Genomic DNA, 25,304 nt, shown 5'->3' on the forward strand with positions numbered 1-25,304 from the left:
ATCCTTTGCATTAGAGAACGGGCCCGGGATGCTCCCGTAACGCCGTCAGCAAGGCCGCGGCACTGGCGCCGCGACAATCCACAACTGTTCGGGCCCCGGCGGCAGTGGCCTGCTCGGCAACCCTTGGGCTTGGAACAAACAACGGCAACTGCGCAAGCACAGGCCAGGTATCGCCGGCCAGTTGGCGCAGGTGCTCGAAACCCTGTCCACTGCTGACCACCAGCCCGTTCAGGCGTTCCGCTGCAATCCTGCGGGGCAGCTCCTGCGACGGATAGTCCGGCAGGTCGCGACGGTACAACTCCAGATATTCGACACTAGCACCAAGCGCGCGCAGGCGCTCGGCCAGCAGCTCGCGTCCGCCCTCCCCGCGCAGGATCAACACCTGCGAGCCGGGCACCGCCACCGCCGCCAGCAATCGCGGCAATTGCAGCAAGGCTTCGCTGTCGTCCCCCGCATCGGGGAAACTCACATCCAGCCCCCGATCGCGAAGGATAGCGGCGGTCGCCGCCCCCACGCTGAACCACGGCATCGTCGGATCAGCCAGCCCCAGAGCGTCGAGTAAACCCACCACGATACGCGCCGCCGGCTTGCTGACCACGATCACCGCGCTGTAACGCGGCAGTTGCGCGATCGTGCGGCGCATTGTGTCAGAGACCGGCAGTGGCGCAATTTCCAAAAGCGGCAGACAGCTGCTGAAAAACCCTTGTTCGGCCAGCACGGCGGCGAGCGCCGAGCAGTCTTCCGCCGGGCGCGTCAGCAGCAGGCGCCAAGTGGTCACTCGTGACCTGCCTCGCCGTAGACTGCCTTGAGAATATCGTCGGCGCCCTGGCCGAGCAGGTCTTCGGCAACCTGCACACCCAGCGTCTCGGCTGCCGCACGCGGTGCACGAGCGTGTGCGCTGAGCAGCTTGCCGCCGCTCGGTTCGCCCACCAGACCGCGCAGCCACAACTGATCGCCTTCGAGCACGGCGTAGCAGGCGATCGGCACTTGGCAGCCGCCATTCAGATGTTTGTTGAGGGCACGCTCGGCGGTGACACGGTCAGCGGTGTCGGCGTGATGCAGAGGCGCAAGCAAGGCATGGATTTCCGTGTCGGCGCTGCGGCATTCGATACCGACGGCGCCCTGGCCACCGGCCGGCAGGCTGTCGTCGACGCTGATGGCCGAGGTGATGCGTTCTTCGAAACCGAGACGGATCAGGCCGGCCGCCGCGAGGATGATCGCGTCGTACTCGCCGGCGTCGAGCTTGGCCAGACGGGTGTTGACGTTGCCGCGCAGGAAACGGATCTCGAGATCCGGACGGCGCGTCAGCAACTGCGCCTGACGCCGCAGGCTCGAGGTGCCGACGATGCTGCCGGCAGGCAACGCATCGAGGCTGGAATACGTATTGGAGACAAACGCGTCACGCGGATCTTCGCGCTCGCAGATGCAGAACAGACCGAGGCCTTCGGGGAAATCCATCGGCACGTCTTTCATCGAGTGCACGGCGATGTCGGCTTCGTTTTCCAGCAGCGCGGTTTCCAGTTCCTTGACGAACAGGCCCTTGCCGCCGATTTTCGACAGGGGCGAATCGAGCAGCTTGTCGCCGCGACTGACCATGGGCACCAGCGTCACCAGCAGGCCCGGGTGGGCTGCTTCCAGACGGGCTTTGACGTATTCGGCCTGCCAGAGGGCCAGAGCACTTTTGCGGGTGGCGATGCGGATTTCGCGAGAGGACATGGATCAATCCGTACTGAATAGATACGGCGGATAATAACAGCTCAGCCAAATCCACTTTGACCTGAATCAGATACGGCGTGGCCTCCCTGGCCTGCGATGCCTGGTGAAAGGAACGAAGAACCGCCCGGAGCCTGCGGACTAAAGCCCCTGCATCATTTTGCGAACGCCCGCCACATGCCGGCGGCTGACGATCAGCGCATCACCGTTCAGGCCCTTGAGAAACAACTGGAAGTGGCCCAGCGGCGTGCGTTGCAGTCGCTCAATGCGATCGCGGGCCACCAGTGCATTGCGATGGATCCGCACGAAGCGCTCGCCGAATTCGTCTTCCAGCGCCTTGAGTGGCTCATCCAGAAGGACTTCGCCACCTTCATGGCGCAAGGTCACGTATTTGTGGTCGGCAATGAAGTACACCACCTGATCCAGCGGGATCAGTTCGATGCCTTTGCGGGTGCGGGCGCTGATGTGGCTGCGCGGGCCGTTACCGCTTTCGGCGGCAGGACGGGTCAGGGCCGAGAGCTGGGCCCGGTTGGGACGTTCAGCCCGTTTCAGGGCGTCATGCAGATGTTCGGTTCGCACGGGTTTCACCACATAGCCCACGGCGCTGGCCTGCAGGGCTTCCACGGCAAATTCATCGGGACCTGCGCAAAACACCACGGCCGGCGGGGTTTCGCGTTCGCACAGACGGGCAGCCACCTGCAGGCCATCGAGGCCCGGCATGCGGATATCGAGCAGCACGATATCCGGCTTGTGGCTGTCGATCAGTGCCAACGCTTCTTCACCATTGGTGGCGCTGGGCTCCAGGATTGTGTAGCCCTCGAGCTCGCTCACCATTCGGCTGAGTCGCTCGCGGGCCAGTGGTTCGTCATCAACGATCAGGACATTCATATTGCGCTGGATTCCTGCGTGAGTCTCGCACAAGGATAGCGTAGACAAGTGGAGTGACGTCCGTCACCGCGATCCACGCTAAGACTAGCGGGAGCGCCAAAAAGTGCCGTACGTCGGCCGGCAATATTTGCCGACACCCGCAACGTACCGCCCGACGCCCGTCGCTGACTGCGTTTTACGCAGGGTATGCCAGTGGCCAATACACCCACCCCTCTCTCTTCTTATAGTCGGTGGCCGGATCTTTGCCCGATCCGTGGCCACCCGACCCCTATGTCCTACTGTAGACGCTCGTCGGGCCGATATTGCTCAATCGGAAAATATCCTTGCGCAAATCCCCCGAAGACGCCGACGACTATGACGGAGCGAATGAGAAAAAAACGTATCGACCAGTGTCAGCGACAGGATTGGCAACCCTGTTATTATCCGCGCCAGCGTTTCACGCCTTCTTTCTTCAAGCCGATACGAGCGAATTCATGAGCACTGACAAGACCAATCAGTCCTGGGGCGGCCGCTTCAGTGAACCCGTCGACGCCTTCGTCGCCCGCTTCACCGCCTCCGTCACTTTCGACCAGCGCCTGTATCGCCACGACATCATGGGCTCGATCGCCCACGCCACCATGCTGGCCAAGGTCGGCGTGCTGACGGATGCCGAGCGCGACAGCATCATCGATGGCCTGAAGACCATCCAGGGTGAAATCGAGGCCGGCCAGTTCGACTGGCGCGTCGACCTCGAAGACGTGCACATGAACATCGAAGCACGCCTGACCGACCGCATCGGCGTCACCGGCAAGAAGCTGCACACCGGCCGCAGCCGCAATGACCAGGTCGCCACTGACATCCGCCTGTGGCTGCGTGACGAGATCGACCTGATCCTCGGCGAGATCACCCGCCTGCAAAAAGGCCTGCTGGAGCAGGCCGAGCGCGAAGCCGCCAGCATCATGCCGGGCTTCACGCACCTGCAAACCGCTCAGCCGGTGACCTTCGGGCACCACATGCTGGCCTGGTTCGAAATGCTCAGCCGCGATTACGAACGCCTGGTCGACTGCCGCAAGCGCACCAACCGCATGCCGCTGGGCAGCGCCGCGCTGGCCGGCACCACTTACCCGATCGACCGCGAATACACCGCGCAACTGCTGGGCTTCGACGCCGTCGGCGGCAACTCGCTGGACAACGTGTCCGACCGTGACTTCGCCATCGAATTCTGCTCCGCCGCGAGCATCGCGATGATGCACCTGTCGCGTTTCTCCGAAGAGCTGGTGCTGTGGACCAGCGCGCAGTTCCAGTTCATCGATCTGCCGGACCGTTTCTGCACCGGCAGCTCGATCATGCCGCAAAAGAAAAACCCCGACGTGCCGGAACTGGTGCGCGGCAAGACCGGCCGTGTGTTCGGCGCCCTGATGGGCCTGCTGACCCTGATGAAAGGCCAGCCGCTGGCCTACAACAAGGACAACCAGGAAGACAAGGAACCGCTGTTCGACGCCGCCGACACTCTGCGCGACTCGCTGCGGGCCTTTGCCGACATGATTCCGGCGATCAAGCCGAAACACGCGATCATGCGCGAGGCGGCGCTGCGCGGTTTCTCCACCGCCACAGACCTGGCCGACTACCTGGTACGCCGTGGCCTGCCGTTCCGTGACTGCCACGAGATCGTCGGTCATGCCGTGAAGTACGGCGTGGACACCGGCAAGGATCTGGCCGAGATGAGCCTGGAAGAACTGCGCCAGTTCAGCGACCAGATCGAGCAGGACGTGTTTGCCGTGCTGACCCTGGAAGGCTCGGTGAATGCCCGTGACCATATCGGCGGCACTGCGCCGGCGCAGGTCAAGGCTGCCGTGATTCGCGGTCAGGCGTTGATCGCCAGCCGCTGAAAGCATCGCGGGCAAGTCGAATGCTCGACTTGCCCGCGAACTGGCTTCAAGACAAGTTTCTACTTTTTGGCTGCGATCATCGCCAAAAACGCCGGCATCGCCGCATCCTTGTCCGCGGCAATCTTCTGCACGTGCGGATTCTGTTCAAGCCGCTCCAGCAGCGCCCTGGCCTTCGGCATCTCCGCCAGCAAATCCAGACCGAACAGTTTGTGCCCCACCGCAGCTGCCAGCGGCACGCTGTAGAGGAAGTACAAATCCGCAATGCTCAGGTTGTCGCCCGCCACATACGGGGCGAACTTGCCGTGACGGCCCAGCGCCGCAAAACCCAGCAGCAATTCAGCCTTGGTTTTTTCCTTGATCGCCTCCGGCAACGCCGTACCGAAGAACGCTTCGCCGTAACAGGCACGGGCCGGCAGCTCGATGTACAGCTCGATTTCCTTGGCCACCGCCAGCACTTGAGCACGGGCAAACGGCTCGGTCGGTAACAGCGGCGCACCCTTCTGGGTACTTTCGAGGTATTCGAGCATCACCATCGTTTCATTGATGTAACCACCTTCGGCCCCCAGCACCGGCACCTTGCCGCGCGGGCTGATGGCCAGGGACTCCGGCGTTGGCGTCGGGTAGAACGTGACCTCTTCGAACGGCAGGCCTTTTTCCAGCAGCGCCAGTTTGACCATGTTGTAGTAGTTGCTGACGGAGAATCCATAGAGCTTGAACATCACATAGCCTCCAGGCCGTGCGGGGTGGGCAGTGCCTGTTTATAGATCGCCCCGGGGATTCTCGCCAGCAGCATCACGCCGCTGAATGCGGGTAAACTGGCGCCTTTCCCTGAGGAGCCTGCCATGAGCGAGCCGACTGACATCGACAATGATGACGAAGCGTTCACCGAATCGACGCTGATCGAAGCGATCGAGAACCAGATCGAAAGCGACAACCCGCCAGCGGCCAAGGCAACCTTCAACAAGCTGACCCTGGTCGGTTACGAGCGTGACGACATCCTGAATCTGATGGCCCACGTGCTGGCCTACGAAATCGACGCGATGCTCGACGAAGACCGCGCGTTCGACAGCGAGTGGTACGAAACGGCGCTGCGCGCCCTGCCGGAGCTGCCACCGGAAAAGCAGTAAACGGCCCCGCCCTGTGGGAGCTCGCCTGCTCCCACACAATTTGTCACCCATCTGCGCGGCCTTCTGCCGCCCCCTGACTACACTGGAATCCACCCTGGGACAAAAACCCTGACACGCGCACTGGACAGCCCGCGCCGGCAGGTTCACCTTAGGGGCGCTGTCGTCCAATTCCTAGAAAGTCTGGAGTCCTTATGTCGCTTACCCCTGAGTTGGTTGCCGAACTGGAAGTCCTTGCACTCTTCAACCTGGACAGTTCCCAGGAAGGTCTGAAAATTCATCAGACCGCTGCCCCGAAGCACATTGCCGCCGCACAACGTCTGTTCGAAAAAGAACTGACCGACCAGCCTGACGGCGGTTACCTGACCAGCCTCGGTCGCGATGCCGCACAAAACGTGCAAAGCGTACTGACGATTCTCAAAGAGCAGCAAACCGCCTGATCCTCCCGACTTTGCCCACGGAAACCCCTGCCACGGGATTTCCGCGGGCCAGCCAAGAACATCGCCCATCGCCACGCGATAGAAATCTGACGTCAAAAAACAAATTCAGCTTAAAACTCCTGCCGCTCAGGCGCTAAACTCCCGGACACCCGAGACCCCTTGCCTCCGAGCCCTGCGCGCCGGTTTGAGCCGACATGACCCGCACCCATGAAATCCGCCCCGACCTGGACGAAGGCATCGACCGCAAGGTACTCAGCCAGTTACGCGCACGCTTTCTCAAACTCAACGCAGGCCGCCTGAACCGCGCGCGGGAAGGCCTGTCGACGCGCCAGCAAAGTGTGCTGACGCTGCTGCCGCTGTTTTTCCACGTCAATCATCCGCTGCTGCCCGGCTATGTCTCGGGCAGCACGCCGGCCGGGCTGTCGAATTACGAACCCGACGCCGACGCGCTTGCCGAAGCTCAGCGCCTGACGCGCTCGTTCTCCCACAAGCCGCGTCACGGCAGCAATCCGCCACGGCCGATCCACGGGTTGTTCCTGATGGGCAGCCTCGGCACGCTTGCCCAGGCCGACCAGAGCGACATGGACGTGTGGGTCTGCCACGCCCCCGACCTGAGCGACAGTGAACTGGCCGAGCTGCGTAAAAAATGCCAGCTGCTCGAAACCTGGGCTGCCAGCCAGGGGGCCGAGGCGCACTTTTTCCTGATCGACCCGGTGCGTTTCGTCAAAGGCGAACGCGACACCCAGCTCAGCTCCGAGGATTGCGGCACCACTCAGCATTACTTGCTGCTGGACGAGTTCTACCGCACCGCAATCTGGCTCGCCGGACGCACGCCGATCTGGTGGCTGGTGCCGATTTACGAAGAACGTGCCTACGACGCATACACCCACACCCTGATTTCCAAGCGTTTCATCCGCAACGATGAAACCCTCGACCTGGGGCCGATGGCGCACATTCCACCGGGCGAGTTCGTCGGCGCCGGGCTGTGGCAACTGTTCAAGGGCATCGAATCGCCTTACAAGTCGGTGCTCAAGTTGCTGCTGACCGAGGTCTACGCCAGCGAACATCCCCATGTGCAGTGCCTGAGCCTGCGCTTCAAGCAGGCGGTGTTCGCCAATCGGCTGGACCTCGACGAGCTGGATCCGTACATGGTGGTTTACCGGCGGATCGAGGAATACCTCACTGCGCGCAATGAGCCGGAACGCCTTGAGCTCGTGCGGCGGGCGCTGTACCTCAAGGTCAACCGCAAGCTCACCGGCAACAGCCGCACCCAGAGCTGGCAGCGCTCGCTGCTGGAAAGACTGGCCAGCGAATGGCACTGGGACCAGCGGCAACTGGCGCTGCTCGACAGCCGCAGCCAGTGGAAAGTCCGCCAGGTCAGCGCCGAGCGCCGGGCGCTGGTCAACGAGCTGAATTACAGCTACCGCTTCCTGACCCAGTTCGCCCGTACCGAACAGACCGTCAGCCTGATCAACAAGCGCGACCTCAACGTTCTTGGCCGGCGGCTGTATGCCGCGTTCGAACGCAAGGCCGACAAGGTCGAGTTCATCAATCCCGGTATCGCCCCGGACCTGGCCGAAGACACCCTGACCCTGGTGCAATCGCCGAACAAAAAGGAACCGGGCCAGACCCAGTGGGGCCTGTACAACGGCAGCCTGACGGCGCTGGAGTGGGAACACTTCGCGCCGATCAAGCGCAGCCGCGAGTTGCTGGAACTGCTGACCTGGTGCCACCGCAACGGCGTGATCGACAGCAGCACCCGACTGGCCCTGCACCCCGGCACCAGCGACATGAGCGAATTCGAGCTGTTCAACCTGCTCGGCAGCCTGCAACAGAGCATCGCCCTGCCCTTGCCGACCGTTGCCGAAGAACCGCTGCTGCGCGCCGCCGTGCCGAGCGAGGTGTTGATGCTGGTGAATGTCGGGGTCGATCCGCTCAAGCATCACCGCGACCTGAACATCCTGATGACCACCGAACGCACGGACTCACTGAGCTACGCCGGCGTGCGCGAAAACCTGGTGCTGACCCTGGATCAGGTCACGCTCAACAGCTGGAACGAAGTGCTGGTCAACCGCTTCGACGGTCCGCATGCCCTGATGGACTGCCTGCGCGATTACCTCAACAACCTGCCGCGCGGACCGCAACAGCCGTCGCTGCGGGTGCGTTGCTTCTGTCACAACCGCGCGCAATTCATTGCGCGCCGGGTGGAAGAAATCATCGACACCGCGCAGACCCTGTTGCTCAGCGACCTGAATCACCGCTACCTGATTCAGGTTCAGCAGCATTATCACGTGCTGGAACTGGTGCCGGGCCAGGTCAGCCATGTGGCCCTCGCCACCCTGCCGGCGCTGTTCGATTACCTGGGCGAGGAGCAACCGCGCTACAGCCCGTTGCACCTGGACCCGATGGCGCTGGAAGACCACGACCTCGCACTGATCCTGCCGATGGGCCAGCCTGAATGCATTCAAGTGTTCTACCGGATCACCGAAAAAACCGCCGAGCTGTACGTACTCGACGAGTTCAATGCGCTGTGGCAACAACACTTGCCCTATCACGACGAGCAAAGCCTGTTAGTCCCATTGCAGCGGTTCCTGCAGTCGATCCAGTTCCGGCGCGAAGCATCGCTGCCGATGGATTCCAGCCACGCCGCCAGCCTTGAAATCTTGTATTACCAGTTATTGCCATCAGGCCCGGGACGCGCGCGACGGGTCGAAATGCGCCCGGCACCGCAGACGCCGGCCAACAAACCGTTCTACGACGTGCAGGCGATCGTCGGTAAAGCCGCCCCCGGCGAGGTGCAGGTCACGCTGTATTGCAATCAACGGGAATTCAGCGAGCTGGAACATGGCGACCAGCTGTTCAGCGTGGTCGCTCGGGAGATCGTCGGGCAGCGCCGGGAAACCGAGCGCTACCGCTGCTACATCACCGACCTGGACCTGTCGGGCGTGATCGGTGACGGGCAGAGTTCAAGCAATCTGTATCTGCGCTACAAGGCCGACCTGGAACGCTCTCTGAACGAGGCCCTCGAGCAGGTCTGAGGCGGGTTACTCCGGGAAATCACCGCCGTTGGCCGGCTGCGATTCGACTTCGAGCAAGGTCAGTTTCAGGGTCTTGCCACCCGGTGCCGGCCAGTCGATGTGCTGACCGACTTTCAGGCCCAGCAGCGCACTGCCGACCGGAGCCAGGATCGAGACTTTGCCTTCGTCGGCGTTGGCGTGCTTCGGATAGACCAGGGTCAGGTGGTAGTCCTTGCCACTGCTCTCTTCGCGGCAGTGCACACGGGAATTCATCGTCACGACATCGGCAGGCACTTCATCGTGACCGACCAGGGTATCGGCGCGGTCCAATTCGGTTTGCAGCGCAATCACGCCCGGCAGCGTGTCATCCAGGCTGTCGATCAGGCGCTCCAGACGTTGCACGTCCAGACGGGTAAGGGTGATGGAAGGTGCGGTCATGATCCGGGCAGACTCCTTTCTTCTGCACACAAAAAAAGCAAAACCCCGCCAAAAAAGACGGGGTTTTCACCAGGCCTCGATGGGTTGAGGCGTTTCCGGACACTAACACAGCTCAAAAAATATACAAGCTACGCTCCGGCGAGCTGACGGCGCTGAGCCGCTTGCGCGCAAATCACCCGGCGGCGCTCGTCATCGGCCGAGCGCCACTCGCGGATGTCTTCGACAGGGCGCATGCAACCGAGGCAGACCTTCTGCTCATCCAGCCGGCACACGCCGGTGCACGGCGAAGGCACGGCCGGGCTGACGTTGCTGTAGAGCGGCTTCGGCGGACGGGCGGGCGCGGTGTCAGTCACGAAATCACAGGCCTTCGAAGTCGAATTCGGTGCCGGCCTGCTGCCTGACGATGCGCTCAAGCATTTCGCCCAGCTGTTCTTCGCTCTTGTCGCACATCCAGCGTTCGCTCTCTTCGTCGTAGTCGAAGTGGAAACCGCCGGACACCGCGGCCAGCCACAGCTGACGCAACGGTTCCTGACGACTGAAGATCAGCTGGGTGCCGTTCTCGAACTTGACGGTCAGCACACCGGCCGAGTTCTCCATGTCGATGTCCAGGTCGCTGTCGTCGAAGATGTCTTCCAGTTTTTCCTGGGTTTCATCGACCAGATCGTGGAAACGGGCTTCGGACAAACTCATTGCGGCAACCTCAAAAAATGTCTGATCAGGCTCAAGCGCCGCAAGATACGGACGCTGCCGGCCGATTGCAAAGGATAACGACCAAGCGCCCTGCCCGGCGACGAAATATCCATCCGCCACGCGGGAAAAGTTTCCGCGCCGCAGCCCGAGCCCCGCCGGACGGGAGTTCCGTCGCATAGGCAAGCTGCCGGGTGGCCGGTATACTCCGGCGCAATTAACGCATTTTCAAGGATTTCGCCATGAAGCGCCTGATCTCTTCCCTTGCTGCGCTCGTCGCGGTTGCCTGCCTTGTTTCGGCTTGTGGTCAAAAAGGCCCGCTGTACCTGCCCGATGAAGATCAGGACCCGGCCGAGCAAGCCCAGTCTTCGCAAAAGCAGCCTGTCTCCAAGGCACACAAGCACGACGTTTACTAAGGGATCGCCATGGACGCTTTTAACTACCGTGGCGGGGAGCTGTTCGCGGAAGGTGTGGCGCTGTCCGCCATCGCCGATCGCTTCGGCACTCCCACCTACGTCTACTCCCGCGCCCACATCGAGGCCCAGTACCTGGCCTACGCCGATGCGCTGGCCGGCATGCCGCACCTGGTGTGTTTTGCGGTCAAGGCCAACTCCAACCTCGGCGTCCTGAATGTCCTGGCCCGTATCGGCGCCGGTTTCGACATCGTCTCCCGTGGCGAACTGGAACGTGTTCTGGCCGCCGGCGGCAGCCCGGACAAGATCGTGTTCTCCGGCGTCGGCAAGACCCGTGACGACATGCGCCGTGCGCTGGAAGTCGGCGTGCATTGCTTCAACGTCGAATCCACCGACGAGCTCGAGCGCCTGCAAGTGGTCGCCGCCGAACTGGGCGTTCGAGCGCCGATCTCGCTGCGTGTGAACCCGGACGTCGATGCCGGCACCCACCCGTACATTTCCACCGGTCTCAAAGAGAACAAGTTCGGCATCGCCATCGCCGACGCCGAAGACGTGTACGTGCGTGCCGCGCACCTGCCGAATCTGGAGGTGGTCGGCGTCGACTGCCACATCGGTTCGCAACTGACCACCCTGCCGCCGTTCCTCGATGCCCTCGATCGCTTGCTGGGTCTGGTCGATCGCCTCGGCGACTGCGGCATTCACCTGCGCCACATCGATCTCGGTGGCGGCCTGGGTGTGCGTTATCGCGATGAAGAGCCGCCACTGGCCGCCGACTACATCAAGGCTGTACGTGAGCGTCTGGTCGGTCGTGATCTGGCGCTGGTGTTCGAACCGGGCCGCTTCATCGTCGCCAACGCCGGCGTGCTGCTGACTCAGGTCGAGTACCTCAAGCACACCGAGCACAAAGACTTCGCCATCGTCGACGCGGCCATGAACGACCTGATCCGCCCGGCGTTGTACCAGGCCTGGATGGACGTGACCCCGGTCAAGCCGCGCGAGACCGCTGCGCGCACCTACGACATCGTCGGCCCGATCTGCGAAACCGGCGACTTCCTCGCCAAGGAACGCGAACTGGCGCTGGAAGAAGGCGATCTGCTGGCCGTGCATTCGGCCGGTGCCTATGGTTTTGTGATGAGCTCCAACTACAACACCCGCGGCCGTGCCGCCGAGGTGCTGGTGGATGGCGATCAGGCCTGTGAAGTGCGTCGCCGCGAAACCGTGGCCGAGCTGTTTGCCGGCGAAAGCCTGCTGCCGGAGTAACCCCATGCTGCTGCGTTTTACCAAGATGCACGGCCTGGGCAACGACTTCATGGTTCTCGACCTGGTCAGCCAGCACGCGCATATTCAGCCCAAGCACGCAAAAATGTGGGGCGACCGGCACACCGGCATCGGTTTCGACCAGTTGCTGATCGTCGAAGCGCCGAGCAATCCGGATGTGGATTTCCGGTACCGGATCTTCAATTCCGACGGCTCCGAAGTGGAGCAGTGCGGCAACGGTGCGCGCTGCTTCGCCCGCTTCGTGCTCGACAAGCGCCTGACCGCCAAACGGCAGATTCGCGTCGAGACCAAGGGCGGCATCATCGAACTGGACGTGCGTAACGACGGCCAGATCGGCGTGAACATGGGCGCCCCGCGCCTGGTGCCGGCGGATATTCCGTTCCAGGCGCCGGAGCAGGCCCTGAGTTATCAGGTCGATGTCGACGGTAAGCCCGTCGATCTGGCCGCGGTATCCATGGGCAACCCCCATGCGGTGCTGCGAGTCAGCGATATCAACACCGCACCGGTGCATGAACTGGGGCCGAAAATCGAACACCATCCGCGCTTTCCGGCGCGGGTCAACGTCGGTTTTCTCCAGGTCATCGACCGCCATCGCGCGCAACTGCGCGTGTGGGAACGTGGCGCCGGGGAAACCCAGGCCTGCGGTACCGGTGCCTGCGCTGCTGCTGTAGCGGCGATCAGTCAGGGGTGGATGGATTCGCCACTGCTGATCGACCTGCCGGGCGGGCGTCTGTCCATCGAGTGGGCAGGCCCCGGCCAACCGGTGTTGATGACCGGCCCGGCAGTGCGCGTATACGAAGGACAAGTGCGTCTTTGAGTGAGCAGAAGCCATGACCGATAAGCCTCAGGTACCCGCCCGACAGTCCGGTGAATCAGCGTCCGAGAGCCTGGAGGCGGCAGCCGTTGCCGCGTACCTGGAGGCTCATCCGGACTTCTTCGTCGAGCATGAAGATCTACTGCCGTCCCTGCGCATCCCTCATCAGCGCGGCGATACCGTCTCGCTGGTCGAGCGCCAGATGGCCATCCTGCGCGACCGCAACATCGAGATGCGTCATCGCCTCTCGCACTTGATGGACGTGGCCCGGGACAACGATCGCCTGTTCGACAAGACCCGTCGCCTGATCCTTGCACTGATGGACGCTGCCACTCTGGAAGACGTGGTGATCAGCGTTGAAGACAGCCTGCGTCAGGATTTCCAGGTGCCCTTCGTCAGCCTGATCCTGCTCGGCGACAACCCAGCCCCGGTCGGCCGCTGGGTCACCCACGCCGACGCGCAAACTGCCATTGGCGGATTGCTCACCGAAGGCAAGAGCGTCAGCGGCAGCCTGCGCGAACATGAACTGGACTTCCTGTTTGGCGAAGAGCAGCGCAAGCAGATCGGCTCCACCGCCGTGGTCGCCGTCAGCCATCAGGGCATCCACGGAATTCTGGCCATCGCCAGCCGTGACCCGCAGCATTACAAGAGTTCGGTCGGCACGCTGTTCCTCAGCTACATCGCCGAAGTCATGGGTCGCGTGCTGCCACGGGTCAACAGCTCCCTGCGCTCGGTACGCTGACCATGGAACGACAACTGGACGCTTACTGCGAACACCTGCGCAGTGAGCGGCAGGTGTCGCCGCACACCCTGTCGGCCTACCGACGCGACCTCGACAAAGTCCTCGGCTGGTGCAACAAACAAAACATCGGCAGCTGGCAGGCCCTGGACATCCAGCGCCTGCGCAGTCTGATCGCCCGCCTGCATGCCCAGGGTCAGTCCTCGCGCAGCCTGGCGCGCCTGCTCTCGGCGGTGCGCGGGCTCTATCACTATCTGAATCGCGAAGGCCTCTGCGATCACGATCCGGCCACCGGTCTGGCCCCCCCCAAAGGCGAGCGCCGCCTGCCAAAAACTCTCGATACCGACCGCGCCCTGCAACTGCTCGAAGGGGCCGTGGAGGACGATTTCCTGGCTCGGCGTGATCAGGCGATTCTGGAGCTGTTCTATTCTTCCGGGCTGCGCCTGTCAGAGCTGACCGGGCTCAATCTCGATCAGCTCGATCTGGCCGACGGCATGGTTCAGGTGCTCGGCAAGGGCAGCAAGACGCGCCTGTTGCCGGTCGGCAAGAAGGCTCGGGAAGCACTGGAGCAATGGCTGCCGCTGCGGGCGCTGACCAACCCGGCGGACGATGCCGTTTTCGTCAGCCAGCAAGGCCGACGCCTCGGCCCGCGAGCGATTCAGGTGCGGGTCAAACTGGCCGGCGAGCGCGAACTGGGGCAAAACCTGCACCCGCACATGCTGCGGCACTCCTTCGCCAGCCATTTGCTCGAATCCTCTCAGGACCTGCGCGCAGTACAGGAACTGCTCGGCCACTCGGACATCAAGACCACCCAGATCTACACCCACCTGGACTTCCAGCACCTGGCGGCGGTCTACGACAGCGCCCATCCACGGGCCAAACGCATGAAAGGCGACGATTCATGAGCATCCAGTTGATCACCTTCGACCTCGACGACACCCTGTGGGACACCGCCCCGGTGATCGTCAGCGCCGAAGCGGTTTTGCGCGAATGGCTAAGCGAACATGCGCCGAATCTGGGCGCGGTACCGGTGGAGCATCTGTGGTCGATCCGCGAGCGGGTACTGACCAGCGAACCGGGTCTCAAGCATCGCATCAGCGCACTGCGGCGGCGGGTGCTGTTCCATGCGCTGGAAGAGGCCGGGTACGCCCACGGCGAAGCCTCGGATCTGGCGGACAAGAGTTTTGAAGTGTTTCTGCATGCGCGGCATCAGATCGAGGTGTTCCCGGAGGTCGAACCCGTTCTGGAAACCCTCGCCAAACACTACGCTCTCGGCGTGGTCACCAACGGCAATGCGGATGTACGTCGTCTCGGGCTGGCGGATTACTTCAGGTTTGCGCTGTGCGCCGAAGACATCGGCATCGCCAAGCCGGATGCGCGACTGTTCCACGAGGCTTTGCAGCGCGGTGGCGTGAGCGCCGAAGCGGCGGTGCATATCGGCGATCATCCAGGGGATGACATCGCCGGGGCGCAGCAGGCCGGTTTGCGAGCGATCTGGTTCAACCCCGCCGGCAAGGTCTGGGAAGCGGAGCGCCTGCCGGATGCCGAGATTCGCAGCCTGAACGATCTGCCCGCGGTACTCGCCCGCTGGAACAGCCGCAGCTAGATTTCTTCTGCCCATGAAAAAGCCCGCAGCGACGGCGGGCTTTTTCAGCAAGCAAACGGCACGCCTCAGATAGGGCGGCTGCCATACTTGTTGTCCGGCTTCTTGGGCGGATCGGCGACCACGTTGGCCTCCACTTCCTGAACCTTGCCACCGCGCGCAAGGAATTCTTCCATGGCCTTGGCCAGGGCGTCGCGCTCCTTGTTCTTGGCTTCGATGCTCGGCAACTCGTCGACCGACACCGCAGCCTTGGCTTTACCTTTGGCAGCCGGGGCCGGCGTATCGTCACCGCCATCGTCTTCAGCAACGTCTTCCGCTGCTGCTTCCAGACCGTCTTCGGCCTCGTCTTCGTCGCCTACTTCGAGGTCGTCGTTTTCCAGATCATCGTCGCTCATGTTCTACCTCATGACTTGCGAAAAGCAGATTAGTTATAGACCAGCTTTGGCGACTGTCGAAAGCCGCCGGAAAAAAATCGGTAACCGTTGGTGACCAACGGTTCATGCCCCTTCACCGTGCAAGGTGGCGAGGACTTTACGGGCACCGCCATGGTCACGGTGCTCGCCCAGGTAAACGCCTTGCCAGGTACCCAGTGCCAGTCGACCCGCCGTTACCGGCAAACTGATCTGACACCCCAGCACGCTGGCCTTGAAGTGCGCCGGGAGGTCGTCCAGGCCTTCGTCGTTATGCTCATAGCCGTCTGTTCCTTGTGGGATCAGACGATTGAAAAATCGTTCGAAGTCGCGACGTACCGCCGGATCGGCGTTCTCGTTGATGGTCAACGACGCCGAGGTATGCTGCAGCCACAAATGCAACAGACCGACCCGGCAGGCCTTGAGTTCAGGCAGGCCGGCGAGCAACTCATCCGTCACCAGATGAAAGCCCCGGGGCCTTGCCCGCAGGGTTATCAGAGTCTGTTGCCACATACAGTTCTCCGCACGTTCGGGGCGCATTCTAGCGCGCTCTGGAAAAAAACAAAGGCCCTAATATTCCTTCAATGATGTAAGCCTTTGACCGCAGAAAAACACTCGTCGTAAACACGACCAAAGCAGTACGAAAAATCCTTTCAGCTGTATCAGGAAAGACAAATTCCAGACAAAAAAATGCCCGGCAAGCCGGGCAAGTTTTTGGCGGCGCGTGCTTACAGGTTGTAGCCGCGCTCGTTGTGTTGTGCCAGGTCCAGGCCGACCGATTCTTCTTCCTCGGTCACGCGCAGCCCCATCACGGCATCCAGTACCTTCAGGATAATGAAGGTGACGATCGCGGTGTAGATCACGGTGAAGCCGACGCCTTTGCACTGAATCCAGACTTGTGCGGCGATGTCGGTGACGGTGCCGAAGCCACCCAGCGACGGTGCGGCAAACACACCAGTCAGGATTGCGCCGAGGATACCGCCGATACCGTGCACGCCGAAGGCGTCCAGGGAATCGTCATATCCGAGTTTGCGTTTCAGGGTGGTGGCGCAGAAGAAGCACACCACGCCCGCCGCCAGGCCGATCACCAGGGCGCCCATCGGGCCCACGGTGCCAGCGGCCGGCGTGATCGCCACCAGACCGGCAACGACGCCGGAGGCGATACCCAGTGCGCTGGGTTTGCCGTGAGTGATCCACTCGGCGAACATCCAGCCCAGTGCGGCAGCGGCAGTCGCGATCTGGGTCACCAGCATCGCCATGCCGGCGGTGCCGTTGGCGGCGACAGCGGAACCGGCGTTGAAGCCGAACCAGCCAACCCACAGCATCGCTGCGCCCATCAGGGTGTAACCCAGATTGTGTGGCGCCATCGGCGTGGTCGGGAAGCCTTTGCGCTTACCCAGTACCAGGCAGGCAATCAGACCGGCCACACCGGCGTTGATGTGCACCACGGTGCCGCCGGCGAAGTCGAGTACGCCCCAGTCCCACATCAGGCCGCCGTTGCCGGACCAGACCATGTGCGCGATCGGTGCATAGACCAGGGTGAACCAGATGCCCATGAAGATCAGCATCGCGGAGAACTTCATCCGCTCAGCGAACGCACCGACGATCAGCGCCGGGGTGATGATCGCAAAGGTCATCTGAAAGGTGATGAACACCGCCTCGGGGAACAGCGCCGCCGGGCCGGTCAGGCTCGCTGGCGTGACACCAGCCAGGAACGCCTTGCCAAAACCGCCCACGAACGAGTTGAAGTTGACGACGCCCTGCTCCATGCCGGTGGTGTCGAACGCGATGCTGTAGCCATAAATGACCCACAGCACGCTGATCAGACCGGTAATGGCGAAGCACTGCATCATCACGGAAAGAATGTTTTTCGACCGAACCATGCCGCCGTAGAACAGCGCGAGACCGGGAATGGTCATGAACAGCACAAGGACAGTAGAGGTGAGCATCCAGGCGGTGTCGCCGGAGTTCAGGACTGGGGCTGCCACTTCGTCTGCCGCCATGGCCAGGCCGGGCATTACGATAGACAACAGGGCTCCTAGCCCTGCGAATTTACGCAGAGTCATATTGTTTTCTCCTGGGGCGTTGGGTTTGTGGCGGCGTTTAGATCGCGTCGGTATCGGTTTCGCCGGTACGGATGCGGATCGCCTGTTCCAGATTGACCACGAAGATCTTGCCGTCACCGATCTTGCCGGTGTTGGCAGCCTTGGTTATCGCCTCGATAACCCGATCCAGATCCTTGTCGTCGATGGCAACGTCGATTTTCACCTTGGGCAGAAAATCGACCACGTACTCCGCGCCGCGATACAGCTCGGTGTGACCCTTCTGCCGACCGAAGCCTTTGACTTCAGTAACGGTAATGCCCTGCACGCCGATTTCGGACAGCGACTCGCGCACGTCGTCCAACTTGAACGGCTTGATGATGGCAGTGACTAGCTTCATGAAACTCTCTCCCGAATTGGTGGACTTGCCCCAGGAAAACAAACCCGACTCAAGTCTAAGCGCAGTGCCTGGCTTTGTAACGCTTCGTTGTCGACGCCAGCTAACCGCTCCAGACGAAACTCCCCGCTCCGTCTGCCGCACTGCATTCGTCACAGCGACTGCATCAGTGCATGGGTCAACGGTGACTAAGCAGAAAGCTTGCCATCTCGCCAAAAACCACTGATTTCAATCCCTTGGCGGCTGCCGCAGATGCCATCACCCAAATGGCACTCGGGATACGCACAACAACGGTGCGCAGCCGTGCATCCCGTTGCGCGAAAAGCGTGCATCCGTGCCTGCGCCAATGACTATAGACACTGCGTGATACACTGCCGGCCATTGTTTCCAGGACATATCCCATGCTCGCGCCCAAAGACTTCCTCGACGCCCTGAGCGGCACCGCTTCCCGCCTGTTCAGCGGCGACACGCCGTTGCCAAAAGCCGAAATCGAAAGCCAGTTCAAGATGCTGCTGCAAAGTGCCTTCAGCAAACTGGACTTGGTGAGTCGCGAAGAGTTTGACAGTCAGATGGTGGTACTGGCGCGCACTCGCGCCCGGCTCGAGAGCCTTGAGGCGAAGGTGGCGGAGATGGAAGCGAAGCTGGCGCCGCCGGCTGAGTAAAACCTCGTTTCTTTGTGACTGCGGCCCCCTGTGGGAGCGGGCTTGCCCGCGAATGAAGGTCGGAACGACCTTCCCGCCATCAGGATTCGCTGCCGAATCTCGGCAGAATCCTACAGCTTGCAACCCCGCCATCCGATTGCGTCGTGAAGTCCTGATTCCTAAGCTCACCCAATGCTGAATGTTCAGCACTGGGTTTGGCGACCCGGAAAGCTTAAGGCGCACGACAACCATGATGGCGGCTATGTTTACCGCCACATCGAGTCATGGCGGTTGTGCGTGGGAGACCTTCGGGTCTGCCGGGTTCCTTTTGCTCCGGTTCGCCAACCCGCGTACGACTGCCACCCAATTGTTTGGCGACAATTGAGGGCAGCCCTTAAAGCAAAAGGAGCTGTTCAATGAATAACGAAGAGACGTATCTCACTCCTCAGGTTTTCACCCGCCACAAACTCCCTCTCCACGCCCTGCTCATCCAGAACCAACCCTGGTTCTCTGCCCGCGACCTGGGCCGCCTGCTGCACATTTACCTCAACGAACGCATGCTGCGAAAACTCGACCCCGACCAATACCAAACCCGCAAAACCCTGATCCACAACCAGATCGAAAACACCCTCCTGATCAGCGAATCCGGTATCTACGCCCTCCTCGTCTACCACTACTGCCCCGAATACCGAGGGCTTCGCGGATGCTGCAATCGCTATAGGCCCGCATGCCGGAGCTGAGCCCTGCGTAAATCGTAAGTCGACTGAAGATTCATCCAGAACTCAGGTGTGGTGTTGAGGTGGATGGCCAGCCTGATTGCCAGATCGGCGCAGATCCTGAGCTGGCATTTCACAAGCTTCTCGATCTCGGTTTCAGGCCAGTTCGTGGGCGTGGCCAAGTCCATGACCGTCATGCCCAATGGCTCCATGAATTCCTTATTCAGCACCTCGCCCGGATGAATCGGACGCATACCATTGCGGTCCATTTTTTGCCTTCAGCGGCTGCATTGAGCGGCCAAACTGGTGCATCAGACTTTGCGATACAAGACCGTCGAGTCGCTTTCGCTGGCGTCCTACAACTATTAGGGCATGCCCCTACAAAAATCAGCGTCTGCGCCTGGTTATGCAGTCCTTACGCCTGTCATTACATTAGCGACACCCATCAGGCTGGAGGTCTCTGTGAAGGATAAAAAGAGGAAGACAAAGCTAGCAGCAATTCTTTAACTCCTGGCTTAACGGCCTCGGGTTCAGAATCCGACGGCCTGGCCCGTCGTCACTACTTCAGAGAAACCAGCTTCTCTACTGCCAAAAATGCGGGGGAGCCTTGCTGGTGCCCAGTCCCGATAGATGCGCAATTGCAGTCCTCGAGCGCGAAAAACCTTTAATACTTCTCGAGAGTCAACACTTCAGCGTGAGTGCATAGGCCCGCACAACCGCTTTCTGATACGTCTTGTAAACCTCTACTCAAACGCAAGAACCCCGCTCAACTACCCTTCAAAAACCCGCAGGAAGCGGCCCCTGACTCAACTCAAGGAACGACCATGTCCCTCGCCATCGTCCACAGCCGCGCCCAGATAGGCGTGGATGCTCCCGCCGTCACCGTTGAGGTTCACCTGGCCAATGGTTTGCCCTCGCTGACCATGGTCGGCCTGCCCGAGGCGGCGGTGAAGGAGAGCAAGGACCGGGTGCGCAGTGCGATCATCAATTCCGGGCTGCAGTTTCCGGCGCGGCGGATCACTCTGAATCTGGCACCGGCGGATCTGCCCAAGGATGGCGGGCGGTTCGATCTGGCGATTGCGCTGGGGATCCTGTCGGCGAGTGTGCAGGTGCCGACGTTGACGCTGGATGACGTGGAATGCCTGGGTGAGTTGGCGTTATCCGGCGCCGTGCGGGCGGTGCGTGGGGTGTTGCCGGCAGCGCTGGCAGCGCGCAAGGCCGGGCGGACGCTGGTGGTACCGCGGGCGAATGCCGAGGAGGCGTGTCTGGCTTCGGGACTGAGAGTGATTGCGGTGGATCATCTGCTCGAAGCCGTGGCGCATTTCAACGGGCATACACCGGTCGAGCCTTATGTTTCGGATGGGCTGATCCATGCCGCCAAACCTTATCCCGATCTGAATGAAGTACAGGGCCAACTCGCCGCCAAACGGGCGCTGCTGATTGCCGCTGCTGGCGCCCACAACCTGCTGTTCAGCGGGCCACCGGGGACGGGCAAGACGTTGCTGGCCAGCCGATTGCCGGGATTGCTGCCACCGCTGGCCGAGAGTGAAGCGCTGGAAGTGGCAGCGATTCAATCCGTCGCCAGTGGAGCGCCGCTGACTCACTGGCCGCAACGCCCGTTCCGCCAACCCCATCACTCGGCCTCCGGGCCGGCATTGGTCGGTGGCAGTGTAAGCTCCATTGAAAGTTGCGACTCACTTCGTATTACTGGAATACTCCATCGCTAAATCAGACTGGTTACTAGCGAATGGATCAGAAAGTTCCTGCCCCCCTCCGTCATCTTAAGGGGCGCTGGCGTGTAGATGGTGTTTCTCAAGCAAACTGGAATGGTCGGGATATCAAGGCTGGGATAGTGCTTTCTGAACTCAAGCCCGACGTGGAGAACCCCTTTGCAGCTGACGCCTGCATGCAGAGTGCTCCGACGCTGATCACCCTTAACCCTCACTGGCTCAGCTCACTCACCATAGGCTCGATATGGAATGAGGGAAGGCTGATTTCGAGGCCTGAGCCCTTGCCTGACCATTTCCAAGTGGACACAAGCAAAGCCCAACTCCTCTCCTTCAACAGAAGTGTGAAGCTTGGGGAGAAATACACCGATAACGGCGTAGCTGATCCCGACTTCCTCGACCCCCGAACTCATAGAGATCTCATTGCGAGCCTCTATCTGCTAGTTCCGATAGAAGGAAACAGGCAGTACCAGTGGATGGTCATTCCATGCTCCGAGATTCTCAGGTTCTACATGGGGCCGACCAGCAGGCTCATCGCGAGAGTACTTCAAGGCGACCTCGATTCAATGGTTGTCTCCGGAGAACTGGAAGGTGACACGGTTACACTTTGCGCCGCCACCGACCTGCAAAAGCTAGAAAAAATCATATTTGGCCGGGCCTATGCTAATAAAGACACCTACTTGGCCGAAATGAAAGAAGTCCACCACAGACTACAGAGAATTAATACCAATAATAATAACGAAAAGAGGAATGCAGCTCTTTCCATTGAGGCGAACTTTCCATTCAAAGGCATTACGAATCTAACCATTGCTGGCGTATCTATGAGTTTGGCGAAGGGACTCAATAATGCGCTCTTTGCTATGGAGATTCTCCAATGCACTCACCCAAGCGGATACTCCCACCTAATTTTCAATCGCGAAAATGATGTGGGGATCGGTGGCGATAAAAAAGTTCCCGGCACTTCCCCCAGGTTCGTCCCTCAGGAAGATGACGAGATCGACGATATGATCCTCGACACTCCCTCGGATGCCCGGCTGCCCACGAAGGTGGTGACCAGAGATGCCGATCCGTTCCCATGGATGGAATCCATCACCATGGAGAACCGGCGCAATCAGACGCAACGAGATTGGCGATCAGAAGCTCCTAAAATCCCTGTAGACGTGGAGGGGCACGCCATTGGCGATGGTAGTCATGCGGGTGAGCACAAAGGTAAGCAGCAGATAAACACTGCTATCGACTCTACACCACCGAGCAGGGAGTTAAATTCATTTATAAAGCTGCTCCCCGAGTTAAAACAAGGGTTTGCAGTCAAAAAATGGGAACTACAAACGATCACGCCCAATAAACGAATACGCACTGACAACCCCAACTATTTCGCGACAAGCTTTCCCCCAATCAACAGCAGGCGCTGGACGTGGCACTTGGGTCGGCAGTTGATCTGCGTCGAGGTTAGGCTTGGCCCAAGCTCAAATAATTATTTCTATATTCTGGAGCTGGAGCAAAGCAAAGATGCACATTGCACAGCTCTGCTGCGCACCAGAGACTTCGAGAAGCTTGATAAGGATGCAATAAACAAATTTCTAAAGGCCACGACCTATAGCAATGGTTGGCCTACGTTCGATGGCAAAGACAAGAAAAACGACACAGCGAAACTTGCTGAATCCGAGCTATATAAAAAACACAAATTGGCGCTCAGGAAAGTAAAACATCCCAAACTAGGGAATAACTGGGAAAACCTTCTTCTTTCCGAAATCAACACCTGGGTTTCAGGTCTGGTATAGGCCATAGCCGATCGCCGCGTAGTGGGGGTCGGCAGAGCATCATAACCAGAGCACACAACCGCGGGGTGTTTACCCCCGGTACCGCACAGCTGTCTCCAGCCGAGCCTGTTGATGCTCCCTCACCACAGCCTGCTCAGCTAACAGCGCCTGCATCTGGGTGTAGAGTTGAGCTGCACGTTGTCCCTATCGGCGACGGTGACCACTAGCGAGTATGCCTCTTTCTCGGCCGTCGATGGGTTCCAGTGACAGTCCTACCGGCCCACGACTACAAAACCACTGCTTGAGCGCCCAACGCGAGGATTGCACCGTACCGTGATTTCTCACTTGGGAAGATGTCGCGTTGCTGGACCGTGCCTCCTTGAAAACATCCGTTTCGGCCTTCTGCTCCCGACACCTCGTATTCGTCGCCCAGCATTGCCTCAAGACAGATTATGAATTTTCAAATAATATCGCATAAAAACATATTTTTAGAATTCTCAACCAATTACGCCTTATAATCCAGCATAATAATCTGGTATTTCTTGCTATCGCACCATAGCAGCCTTGATGCCTTACCCTTGCTCAGCGCGAATCTATCCACCGAATTCTAGAGGTTCTGGATATTAATGCGACGGAGCGACCGATACTCCCTGATCCCTCTTGATGAATTCAATTCAGCTCGGTAACGGGCTGCCCGAGCGCCTCCAACCTATTCAGCTCTCTAATCTTCATTTCCATTTCTACGCTCTTGCTATGCAATGAAAACCGTCTGTCGACCCTGGCACGCTGCAGATAGGGCACATGTCGATTATCCTTCGTGATCTTGGCAGCTGAGCGTCTAGAGAATCCGGGGCTACTGAGTGATACCCGCTTCCTATTGCCCGAACAGTCATGGCATTCTGCCCCTATCAAATTACAACTCGAACGACTTAACTCAGAGACGAACCATTATGGATGATAATAAGAACCTCTATAAATACATGGGGCCAGACATCGCAGACAAATTCTTGCTAACTGATAATAAATGCAGCCTGAAATTATCTTATCTCAAGGACTACAATGATCCGTTCGAATTTTTTCTTACCATTGACTACAATCAAGAACCCCAAATACTTGCATACTACCAAGAAATAATCTCTATGGTAACCGAAAGGCCGGTTACCTGTTTTTCCAAGTCTCCATTAATAACCCCCATGTGGGCGCACTATGCCTCAAACTCGCAGGGATTTGTTGTAGAAATAAATGAAGCCAAGTTAAAAAAGTGGCTGCAAGAACAAGAGGCCGCAGAAAGCTTTGGTGACATAGACTATCAAGATACCCCCCATAATCATATGCAGGACATGTTGCAGCGAGCATATGTATTATGCAAACCAAGACATGTCGGCTTCCTTTGGCAGGCTGTTGCGAGTGCTGCGTATTACACAAAGCAAAACTGCTGGAGCTACGAACAAGAAAGACGACTGATCACAAGCGAGAAAATATCCAACAAAATAAACGAAAACCTTTCACTCCTTTATTTTCCTGCCGAGCTAGTGAATTCTATAATTGTAGGTGCGAAGTCATCCCTAGAGACGAAAAATCTATTGAAAGGAATTTCCGATAAAATCGGGTGTAGATATTTTGAGAAGCGTATTGGCAGAAGCTCTACAAGCCCGTATCTTTTAGACAGAGACAACAACACATACACCTTCGATGGCAGCGATATTGTTTTACACGCTAACCGATGCATTTCATGCCTAGAGCCGAAATACAATGCACAGTCCAAACAATGCTCCTGGTGCAGCATCACTGACAACCATGAAAAAGATGCAGGGCATAGAAATTCATTTAGAATGCTGGATCGCGCAGGCATACTCGAAAACTATTTAAAAACGTTCCTAGAAATAGGGAGAAGACAATAAACTCAATACATCCCATTATCGGTTTTCGCGCCTTCAGGCCTACCTGAGTGTATGTATCACAACCAGCAAGCACTGGAGGCCGCGATGATGAAGCTAACGCTCTATAAAGAAATGAGGTTCAGGCCGAGGCGTTAGCTGGAAAGTGATGCCTGCCTTTGGATTCCAGAAGCACCCATCGACCGTCCGTTTCGTGTTGCAGACTCCCTACGAAGCTGTTCAGCGCGTCTTTAACACCGGAGTGATCTGCAGCCTGAGAATACCCAAATGCCATGCTCAACGCTTTATCGACATCATTTCGGGCGCGGACCTTCGCCGAAACATCGTCGAAGTGCTCATGCTCCAGGATGAGCATGATGGCCTCCTCAAGGCAAATCAGGCGCGCCCAAATACCTGCTACGGCCGCATGGTCGTCAATTTTGGACAGTGCAACGAACGCTCTCTTGTCACCGCTGACCATGTAATCGCTAGAGCTCTGATACATGGCAGCAAAGAGAACGGCCTCTCCGGAATCAATGTCTGGTCGCTCAATATCAAGAAAGTAGTTCGATTGCTCAACTCGTACATCAACGAGGCTGGCATGGCGAATCAGTTCCTTGGCAAGCACCACGGATTCTTCTGAGCCGAGCTTTTTCAGCGCCGCCGGCGGATTGTTTAGCCGAAGCTGAAAGGGCAACTGAGGCAGCACTGC

26 protein-coding genes and 2 pseudogenes are annotated in these 25,304 nt (G+C 59.4%); 15 read left to right on the top strand and 13 right to left on the bottom strand.

The features are described 5' to 3' along the window. Positions 1-10: 10 nt before the first annotated feature. The 3 genes from ACKJSM_RS04530 to ACKJSM_RS04540 all read right to left on the bottom strand — a co-directional run bounded on the left by ACKJSM_RS04530 (position 11) and on the right by ACKJSM_RS04540 (position 2,601). On the bottom strand, positions 11-778 hold the full coding sequence (locus ACKJSM_RS04530) for a uroporphyrinogen-III synthase (RefSeq protein WP_410236739.1): 768 nt from the start codon (positions 776-778) through the stop codon (positions 11-13). Further along, on the bottom strand, positions 775-1,716 hold the full coding sequence (hemC, locus tag ACKJSM_RS04535; RefSeq protein ID WP_236182535.1) for a hydroxymethylbilane synthase: 942 nt from the start codon (positions 1,714-1,716) through the stop codon (positions 775-777). The genes ACKJSM_RS04530 and hemC overlap by 4 nt, the downstream gene beginning before the upstream one ends. A 138-nt stretch (positions 1,717-1,854) precedes the next feature. After that, a complete protein-coding gene (locus ACKJSM_RS04540) occupies positions 1,855-2,601 on the bottom strand; it encodes a LytR/AlgR family response regulator transcription factor (RefSeq protein WP_236182534.1) in 747 nt (248 codons plus the stop codon). A 473-nt stretch (positions 2,602-3,074) separates the two neighbouring features. Between ACKJSM_RS04540 and argH the strand changes: the two genes are divergently transcribed. Next, positions 3,075-4,469 (top strand): argininosuccinate lyase, encoded by a 1,395-nt coding sequence (gene argH / locus ACKJSM_RS04545; RefSeq protein WP_236182533.1) that lies wholly within the window; start codon positions 3,075-3,077, stop codon positions 4,467-4,469. Between the two features lie 59 nt (positions 4,470-4,528). On the opposite strand, the gene ACKJSM_RS04550 is transcribed toward argH, so the two are convergent. Beyond that, a complete protein-coding gene (locus tag ACKJSM_RS04550; RefSeq protein ID WP_410236740.1) occupies positions 4,529-5,188 on the bottom strand; it encodes a glutathione S-transferase family protein in 660 nt (219 codons plus the stop codon). A 123-nt stretch (positions 5,189-5,311) separates the two neighbouring features. Between ACKJSM_RS04550 and ACKJSM_RS04555 the strand changes: the two genes are divergently transcribed. The 3 genes from ACKJSM_RS04555 to ACKJSM_RS04565 all read left to right on the top strand — a co-directional run bounded on the left by ACKJSM_RS04555 (position 5,312) and on the right by ACKJSM_RS04565 (position 9,071). Beyond that, positions 5,312-5,596 (top strand): hypothetical protein, encoded by a 285-nt coding sequence (locus ACKJSM_RS04555; protein WP_410236741.1) that lies wholly within the window; start codon positions 5,312-5,314, stop codon positions 5,594-5,596. 191 nt (positions 5,597-5,787) lie between these two features. Next, positions 5,788-6,033: a TIGR02647 family protein gene (locus ACKJSM_RS04560; protein WP_410236742.1), complete on the top strand. Its 246-nt coding sequence runs from the start codon at positions 5,788-5,790 to the stop codon at positions 6,031-6,033. Positions 6,034-6,227: 194 nt separating this feature from the next. After that, positions 6,228-9,071, top strand: a complete 2,844-nt coding sequence (locus tag ACKJSM_RS04565; RefSeq protein ID WP_410236743.1) for a class I adenylate cyclase — start codon at positions 6,228-6,230, stop codon at positions 9,069-9,071. Positions 9,072-9,077: 6 nt separating this feature from the next. Here ACKJSM_RS04565 and rnk read toward each other — a convergent pair whose 3' ends face one another. The 3 genes from rnk to cyaY all read right to left on the bottom strand — a co-directional run bounded on the left by rnk (position 9,078) and on the right by cyaY (position 10,178). Further along, a complete protein-coding gene (rnk, locus tag ACKJSM_RS04570) occupies positions 9,078-9,488 on the bottom strand; it encodes a nucleoside diphosphate kinase regulator (RefSeq protein WP_007951886.1) in 411 nt (136 codons plus the stop codon). A gap of 128 nt (positions 9,489-9,616) precedes the next feature. Next, positions 9,617-9,841 (bottom strand): DUF1289 domain-containing protein, encoded by a 225-nt coding sequence (locus ACKJSM_RS04575; protein WP_236182529.1) that lies wholly within the window; start codon positions 9,839-9,841, stop codon positions 9,617-9,619. A 4-nt stretch (positions 9,842-9,845) separates the two neighbouring features. Then, positions 9,846-10,178 (bottom strand): iron donor protein CyaY, encoded by a 333-nt coding sequence (cyaY, locus tag ACKJSM_RS04580; protein ID WP_236182528.1) that lies wholly within the window; start codon positions 10,176-10,178, stop codon positions 9,846-9,848. A gap of 239 nt (positions 10,179-10,417) precedes the next feature. Between cyaY and lptM the strand changes: the two genes are divergently transcribed. From lptM to ACKJSM_RS04610, 6 genes are read left to right on the top strand one after another with little or no spacing between them, the layout of a single operon-like run. Further along, positions 10,418-10,591, top strand: coding sequence for an LPS translocon maturation chaperone LptM (gene lptM, locus ACKJSM_RS04585; protein ID WP_007951888.1), 174 nt, complete (start codon positions 10,418-10,420; stop codon positions 10,589-10,591). Positions 10,592-10,600: 9 nt separating this feature from the next. Beyond that, positions 10,601-11,848, top strand: a complete 1,248-nt coding sequence (gene lysA / locus ACKJSM_RS04590; protein ID WP_410236746.1) for a diaminopimelate decarboxylase — start codon at positions 10,601-10,603, stop codon at positions 11,846-11,848. A gap of 4 nt (positions 11,849-11,852) precedes the next feature. Then, positions 11,853-12,683: a diaminopimelate epimerase gene (gene dapF, locus ACKJSM_RS04595; protein WP_236182526.1), complete on the top strand. Its 831-nt coding sequence runs from the start codon at positions 11,853-11,855 to the stop codon at positions 12,681-12,683. A gap of 13 nt (positions 12,684-12,696) precedes the next feature. Beyond that, positions 12,697-13,422 carry a DUF484 family protein gene (locus ACKJSM_RS04600; RefSeq protein ID WP_236182525.1) on the top strand — a complete coding sequence of 242 codons (726 nt, stop codon included), beginning with the start codon at positions 12,697-12,699 and terminating at the stop codon, positions 13,420-13,422. A gap of 2 nt (positions 13,423-13,424) precedes the next feature. Further along, positions 13,425-14,324: a tyrosine recombinase XerC gene (xerC, locus tag ACKJSM_RS04605; RefSeq protein ID WP_007951897.1), complete on the top strand. Its 900-nt coding sequence runs from the start codon at positions 13,425-13,427 to the stop codon at positions 14,322-14,324. Further along, on the top strand, positions 14,321-15,025 hold the full coding sequence (locus ACKJSM_RS04610; protein ID WP_236182524.1) for an HAD family hydrolase: 705 nt from the start codon (positions 14,321-14,323) through the stop codon (positions 15,023-15,025). The genes xerC and ACKJSM_RS04610 overlap by 4 nt, the downstream gene beginning before the upstream one ends. A 65-nt stretch (positions 15,026-15,090) precedes the next feature. On the opposite strand, the gene sutA is transcribed toward ACKJSM_RS04610, so the two are convergent. The 4 genes from sutA to glnK all read right to left on the bottom strand — a co-directional run bounded on the left by sutA (position 15,091) and on the right by glnK (position 17,874). Further along, complete coding sequence (gene sutA, locus ACKJSM_RS04615) at positions 15,091-15,417, bottom strand: transcriptional regulator SutA (RefSeq protein ID WP_007951900.1); 327 nt, start codon at positions 15,415-15,417, stop codon at positions 15,091-15,093. Between the two features lie 102 nt (positions 15,418-15,519). After that, complete coding sequence (locus ACKJSM_RS04620; RefSeq protein ID WP_039765261.1) at positions 15,520-15,945, bottom strand: secondary thiamine-phosphate synthase enzyme YjbQ; 426 nt, start codon at positions 15,943-15,945, stop codon at positions 15,520-15,522. Between the two features lie 215 nt (positions 15,946-16,160). Further along, on the bottom strand, positions 16,161-17,498 hold the full coding sequence (locus ACKJSM_RS04625; RefSeq protein WP_236182523.1) for an ammonium transporter: 1,338 nt from the start codon (positions 17,496-17,498) through the stop codon (positions 16,161-16,163). A gap of 37 nt (positions 17,499-17,535) precedes the next feature. After that, positions 17,536-17,874 carry a P-II family nitrogen regulator gene (glnK, locus tag ACKJSM_RS04630; RefSeq protein WP_002555808.1) on the bottom strand — a complete coding sequence of 113 codons (339 nt, stop codon included), beginning with the start codon at positions 17,872-17,874 and terminating at the stop codon, positions 17,536-17,538. A gap of 398 nt (positions 17,875-18,272) precedes the next feature. On the opposite strand from glnK, the gene ACKJSM_RS04635 reads away from it, so the two are divergent. Together ACKJSM_RS04635 and ACKJSM_RS04640 are read left to right on the top strand one after the other, a co-directional pair. Continuing rightward, entirely contained in the window at positions 18,273-18,533 is a 261-nt protein-coding gene (locus ACKJSM_RS04635; protein WP_305440458.1) for an accessory factor UbiK family protein, read from the top strand. Between the two features lie 395 nt (positions 18,534-18,928). Then, a pseudogene (locus ACKJSM_RS04640) lies at positions 18,929-19,213 on the top strand (Bro-N domain-containing protein); the annotation flags it as partial. A 14-nt stretch (positions 19,214-19,227) separates the two neighbouring features. Here the strand turns inward: ACKJSM_RS04640 and ACKJSM_RS04645 are convergent. Further along, positions 19,228-19,497, bottom strand: coding sequence for a HigA family addiction module antitoxin (locus ACKJSM_RS04645; RefSeq protein ID WP_236182266.1), 270 nt, complete (start codon positions 19,495-19,497; stop codon positions 19,228-19,230). Between the two features lie 555 nt (positions 19,498-20,052). Between ACKJSM_RS04645 and ACKJSM_RS04650 the strand changes: the two are divergent. The 3 genes and pseudogenes from ACKJSM_RS04650 to ACKJSM_RS04660 all read left to right on the top strand — a co-directional run. Continuing rightward, a pseudogene (locus tag ACKJSM_RS04650) lies at positions 20,053-20,895 on the top strand (YifB family Mg chelatase-like AAA ATPase); the annotation flags it as partial. 80 nt (positions 20,896-20,975) lie between these two features. Next, on the top strand, positions 20,976-22,736 hold the full coding sequence (locus ACKJSM_RS04655) for a hypothetical protein (RefSeq protein ID WP_410236757.1): 1,761 nt from the start codon (positions 20,976-20,978) through the stop codon (positions 22,734-22,736). 929 nt (positions 22,737-23,665) lie between these two features. Continuing rightward, the gene (locus ACKJSM_RS04660) at positions 23,666-24,616 is read left to right on the top strand and encodes a DUF2971 domain-containing protein (RefSeq protein ID WP_410236758.1); all 951 of its coding nucleotides are present in this window, start codon (positions 23,666-23,668) and stop codon (positions 24,614-24,616) included. 118 nt (positions 24,617-24,734) lie between these two features. Here ACKJSM_RS04660 and ACKJSM_RS04665 read toward each other — a convergent pair whose 3' ends face one another. Continuing rightward, complete coding sequence (locus tag ACKJSM_RS04665) at positions 24,735-25,301, bottom strand: hypothetical protein (protein ID WP_410236760.1); 567 nt, start codon at positions 25,299-25,301, stop codon at positions 24,735-24,737. Positions 25,302-25,304 lie beyond the last annotated feature (3 nt).

Source organism: Pseudomonas sp. PHC1, assembly GCF_046487845.1.
Taxonomy (GTDB): Bacteria; Pseudomonadota; Gammaproteobacteria; order Pseudomonadales; family Pseudomonadaceae; genus Aquipseudomonas; species Aquipseudomonas sputi.

Coding starts and splice junctions, on each gene's coding strand:
- ACKJSM_RS04645 (WP_236182266.1), bottom strand. CDS start 19,497: ATGGACCGCAATGGTATGCGTCCGATTCATCCGGGCGAGGTGCTGAAT.
- ACKJSM_RS04540 (WP_236182534.1), bottom strand. CDS start 2,601: ATGAATGTCCTGATCGTTGATGACGAACCACTGGCCCGCGAGCGACTC.
- rnk (WP_007951886.1), bottom strand. CDS start 9,488: ATGACCGCACCTTCCATCACCCTTACCCGTCTGGACGTGCAACGTCTG.
- xerC (WP_007951897.1), top strand. CDS start 13,425: ATGGAACGACAACTGGACGCTTACTGCGAACACCTGCGCAGTGAGCGG.
- ACKJSM_RS04565 (WP_410236743.1), top strand. CDS start 6,228: ATGACCCGCACCCATGAAATCCGCCCCGACCTGGACGAAGGCATCGAC.
- glnK (WP_002555808.1), bottom strand. CDS start 17,874: ATGAAGCTAGTCACTGCCATCATCAAGCCGTTCAAGTTGGACGACGTG.
- sutA (WP_007951900.1), bottom strand. CDS start 15,417: ATGAGCGACGATGATCTGGAAAACGACGACCTCGAAGTAGGCGACGAA.
- hemC (WP_236182535.1), bottom strand. CDS start 1,716: ATGTCCTCTCGCGAAATCCGCATCGCCACCCGCAAAAGTGCTCTGGCC.
- ACKJSM_RS04620 (WP_039765261.1), bottom strand. CDS start 15,945: ATGTGGCAACAGACTCTGATAACCCTGCGGGCAAGGCCCCGGGGCTTT.
- ACKJSM_RS04625 (WP_236182523.1), bottom strand. CDS start 17,498: ATGACTCTGCGTAAATTCGCAGGGCTAGGAGCCCTGTTGTCTATCGTA.
- argH (WP_236182533.1), top strand. CDS start 3,075: ATGAGCACTGACAAGACCAATCAGTCCTGGGGCGGCCGCTTCAGTGAA.
- ACKJSM_RS04555 (WP_410236741.1), top strand. CDS start 5,312: ATGAGCGAGCCGACTGACATCGACAATGATGACGAAGCGTTCACCGAA.
- dapF (WP_236182526.1), top strand. CDS start 11,853: ATGCTGCTGCGTTTTACCAAGATGCACGGCCTGGGCAACGACTTCATG.
- ACKJSM_RS04610 (WP_236182524.1), top strand. CDS start 14,321: ATGAGCATCCAGTTGATCACCTTCGACCTCGACGACACCCTGTGGGAC.
- lysA (WP_410236746.1), top strand. CDS start 10,601: ATGGACGCTTTTAACTACCGTGGCGGGGAGCTGTTCGCGGAAGGTGTG.
- ACKJSM_RS04560 (WP_410236742.1), top strand. CDS start 5,788: ATGTCGCTTACCCCTGAGTTGGTTGCCGAACTGGAAGTCCTTGCACTC.
- ACKJSM_RS04600 (WP_236182525.1), top strand. CDS start 12,697: ATGACCGATAAGCCTCAGGTACCCGCCCGACAGTCCGGTGAATCAGCG.
- cyaY (WP_236182528.1), bottom strand. CDS start 10,178: ATGAGTTTGTCCGAAGCCCGTTTCCACGATCTGGTCGATGAAACCCAG.
- ACKJSM_RS04550 (WP_410236740.1), bottom strand. CDS start 5,188: ATGTTCAAGCTCTATGGATTCTCCGTCAGCAACTACTACAACATGGTC.
- ACKJSM_RS04655 (WP_410236757.1), top strand. CDS start 20,976: ATGGATCAGAAAGTTCCTGCCCCCCTCCGTCATCTTAAGGGGCGCTGG.
- lptM (WP_007951888.1), top strand. CDS start 10,418: ATGAAGCGCCTGATCTCTTCCCTTGCTGCGCTCGTCGCGGTTGCCTGC.
- ACKJSM_RS04635 (WP_305440458.1), top strand. CDS start 18,273: ATGCTCGCGCCCAAAGACTTCCTCGACGCCCTGAGCGGCACCGCTTCC.
- ACKJSM_RS04660 (WP_410236758.1), top strand. CDS start 23,666: ATGGATGATAATAAGAACCTCTATAAATACATGGGGCCAGACATCGCA.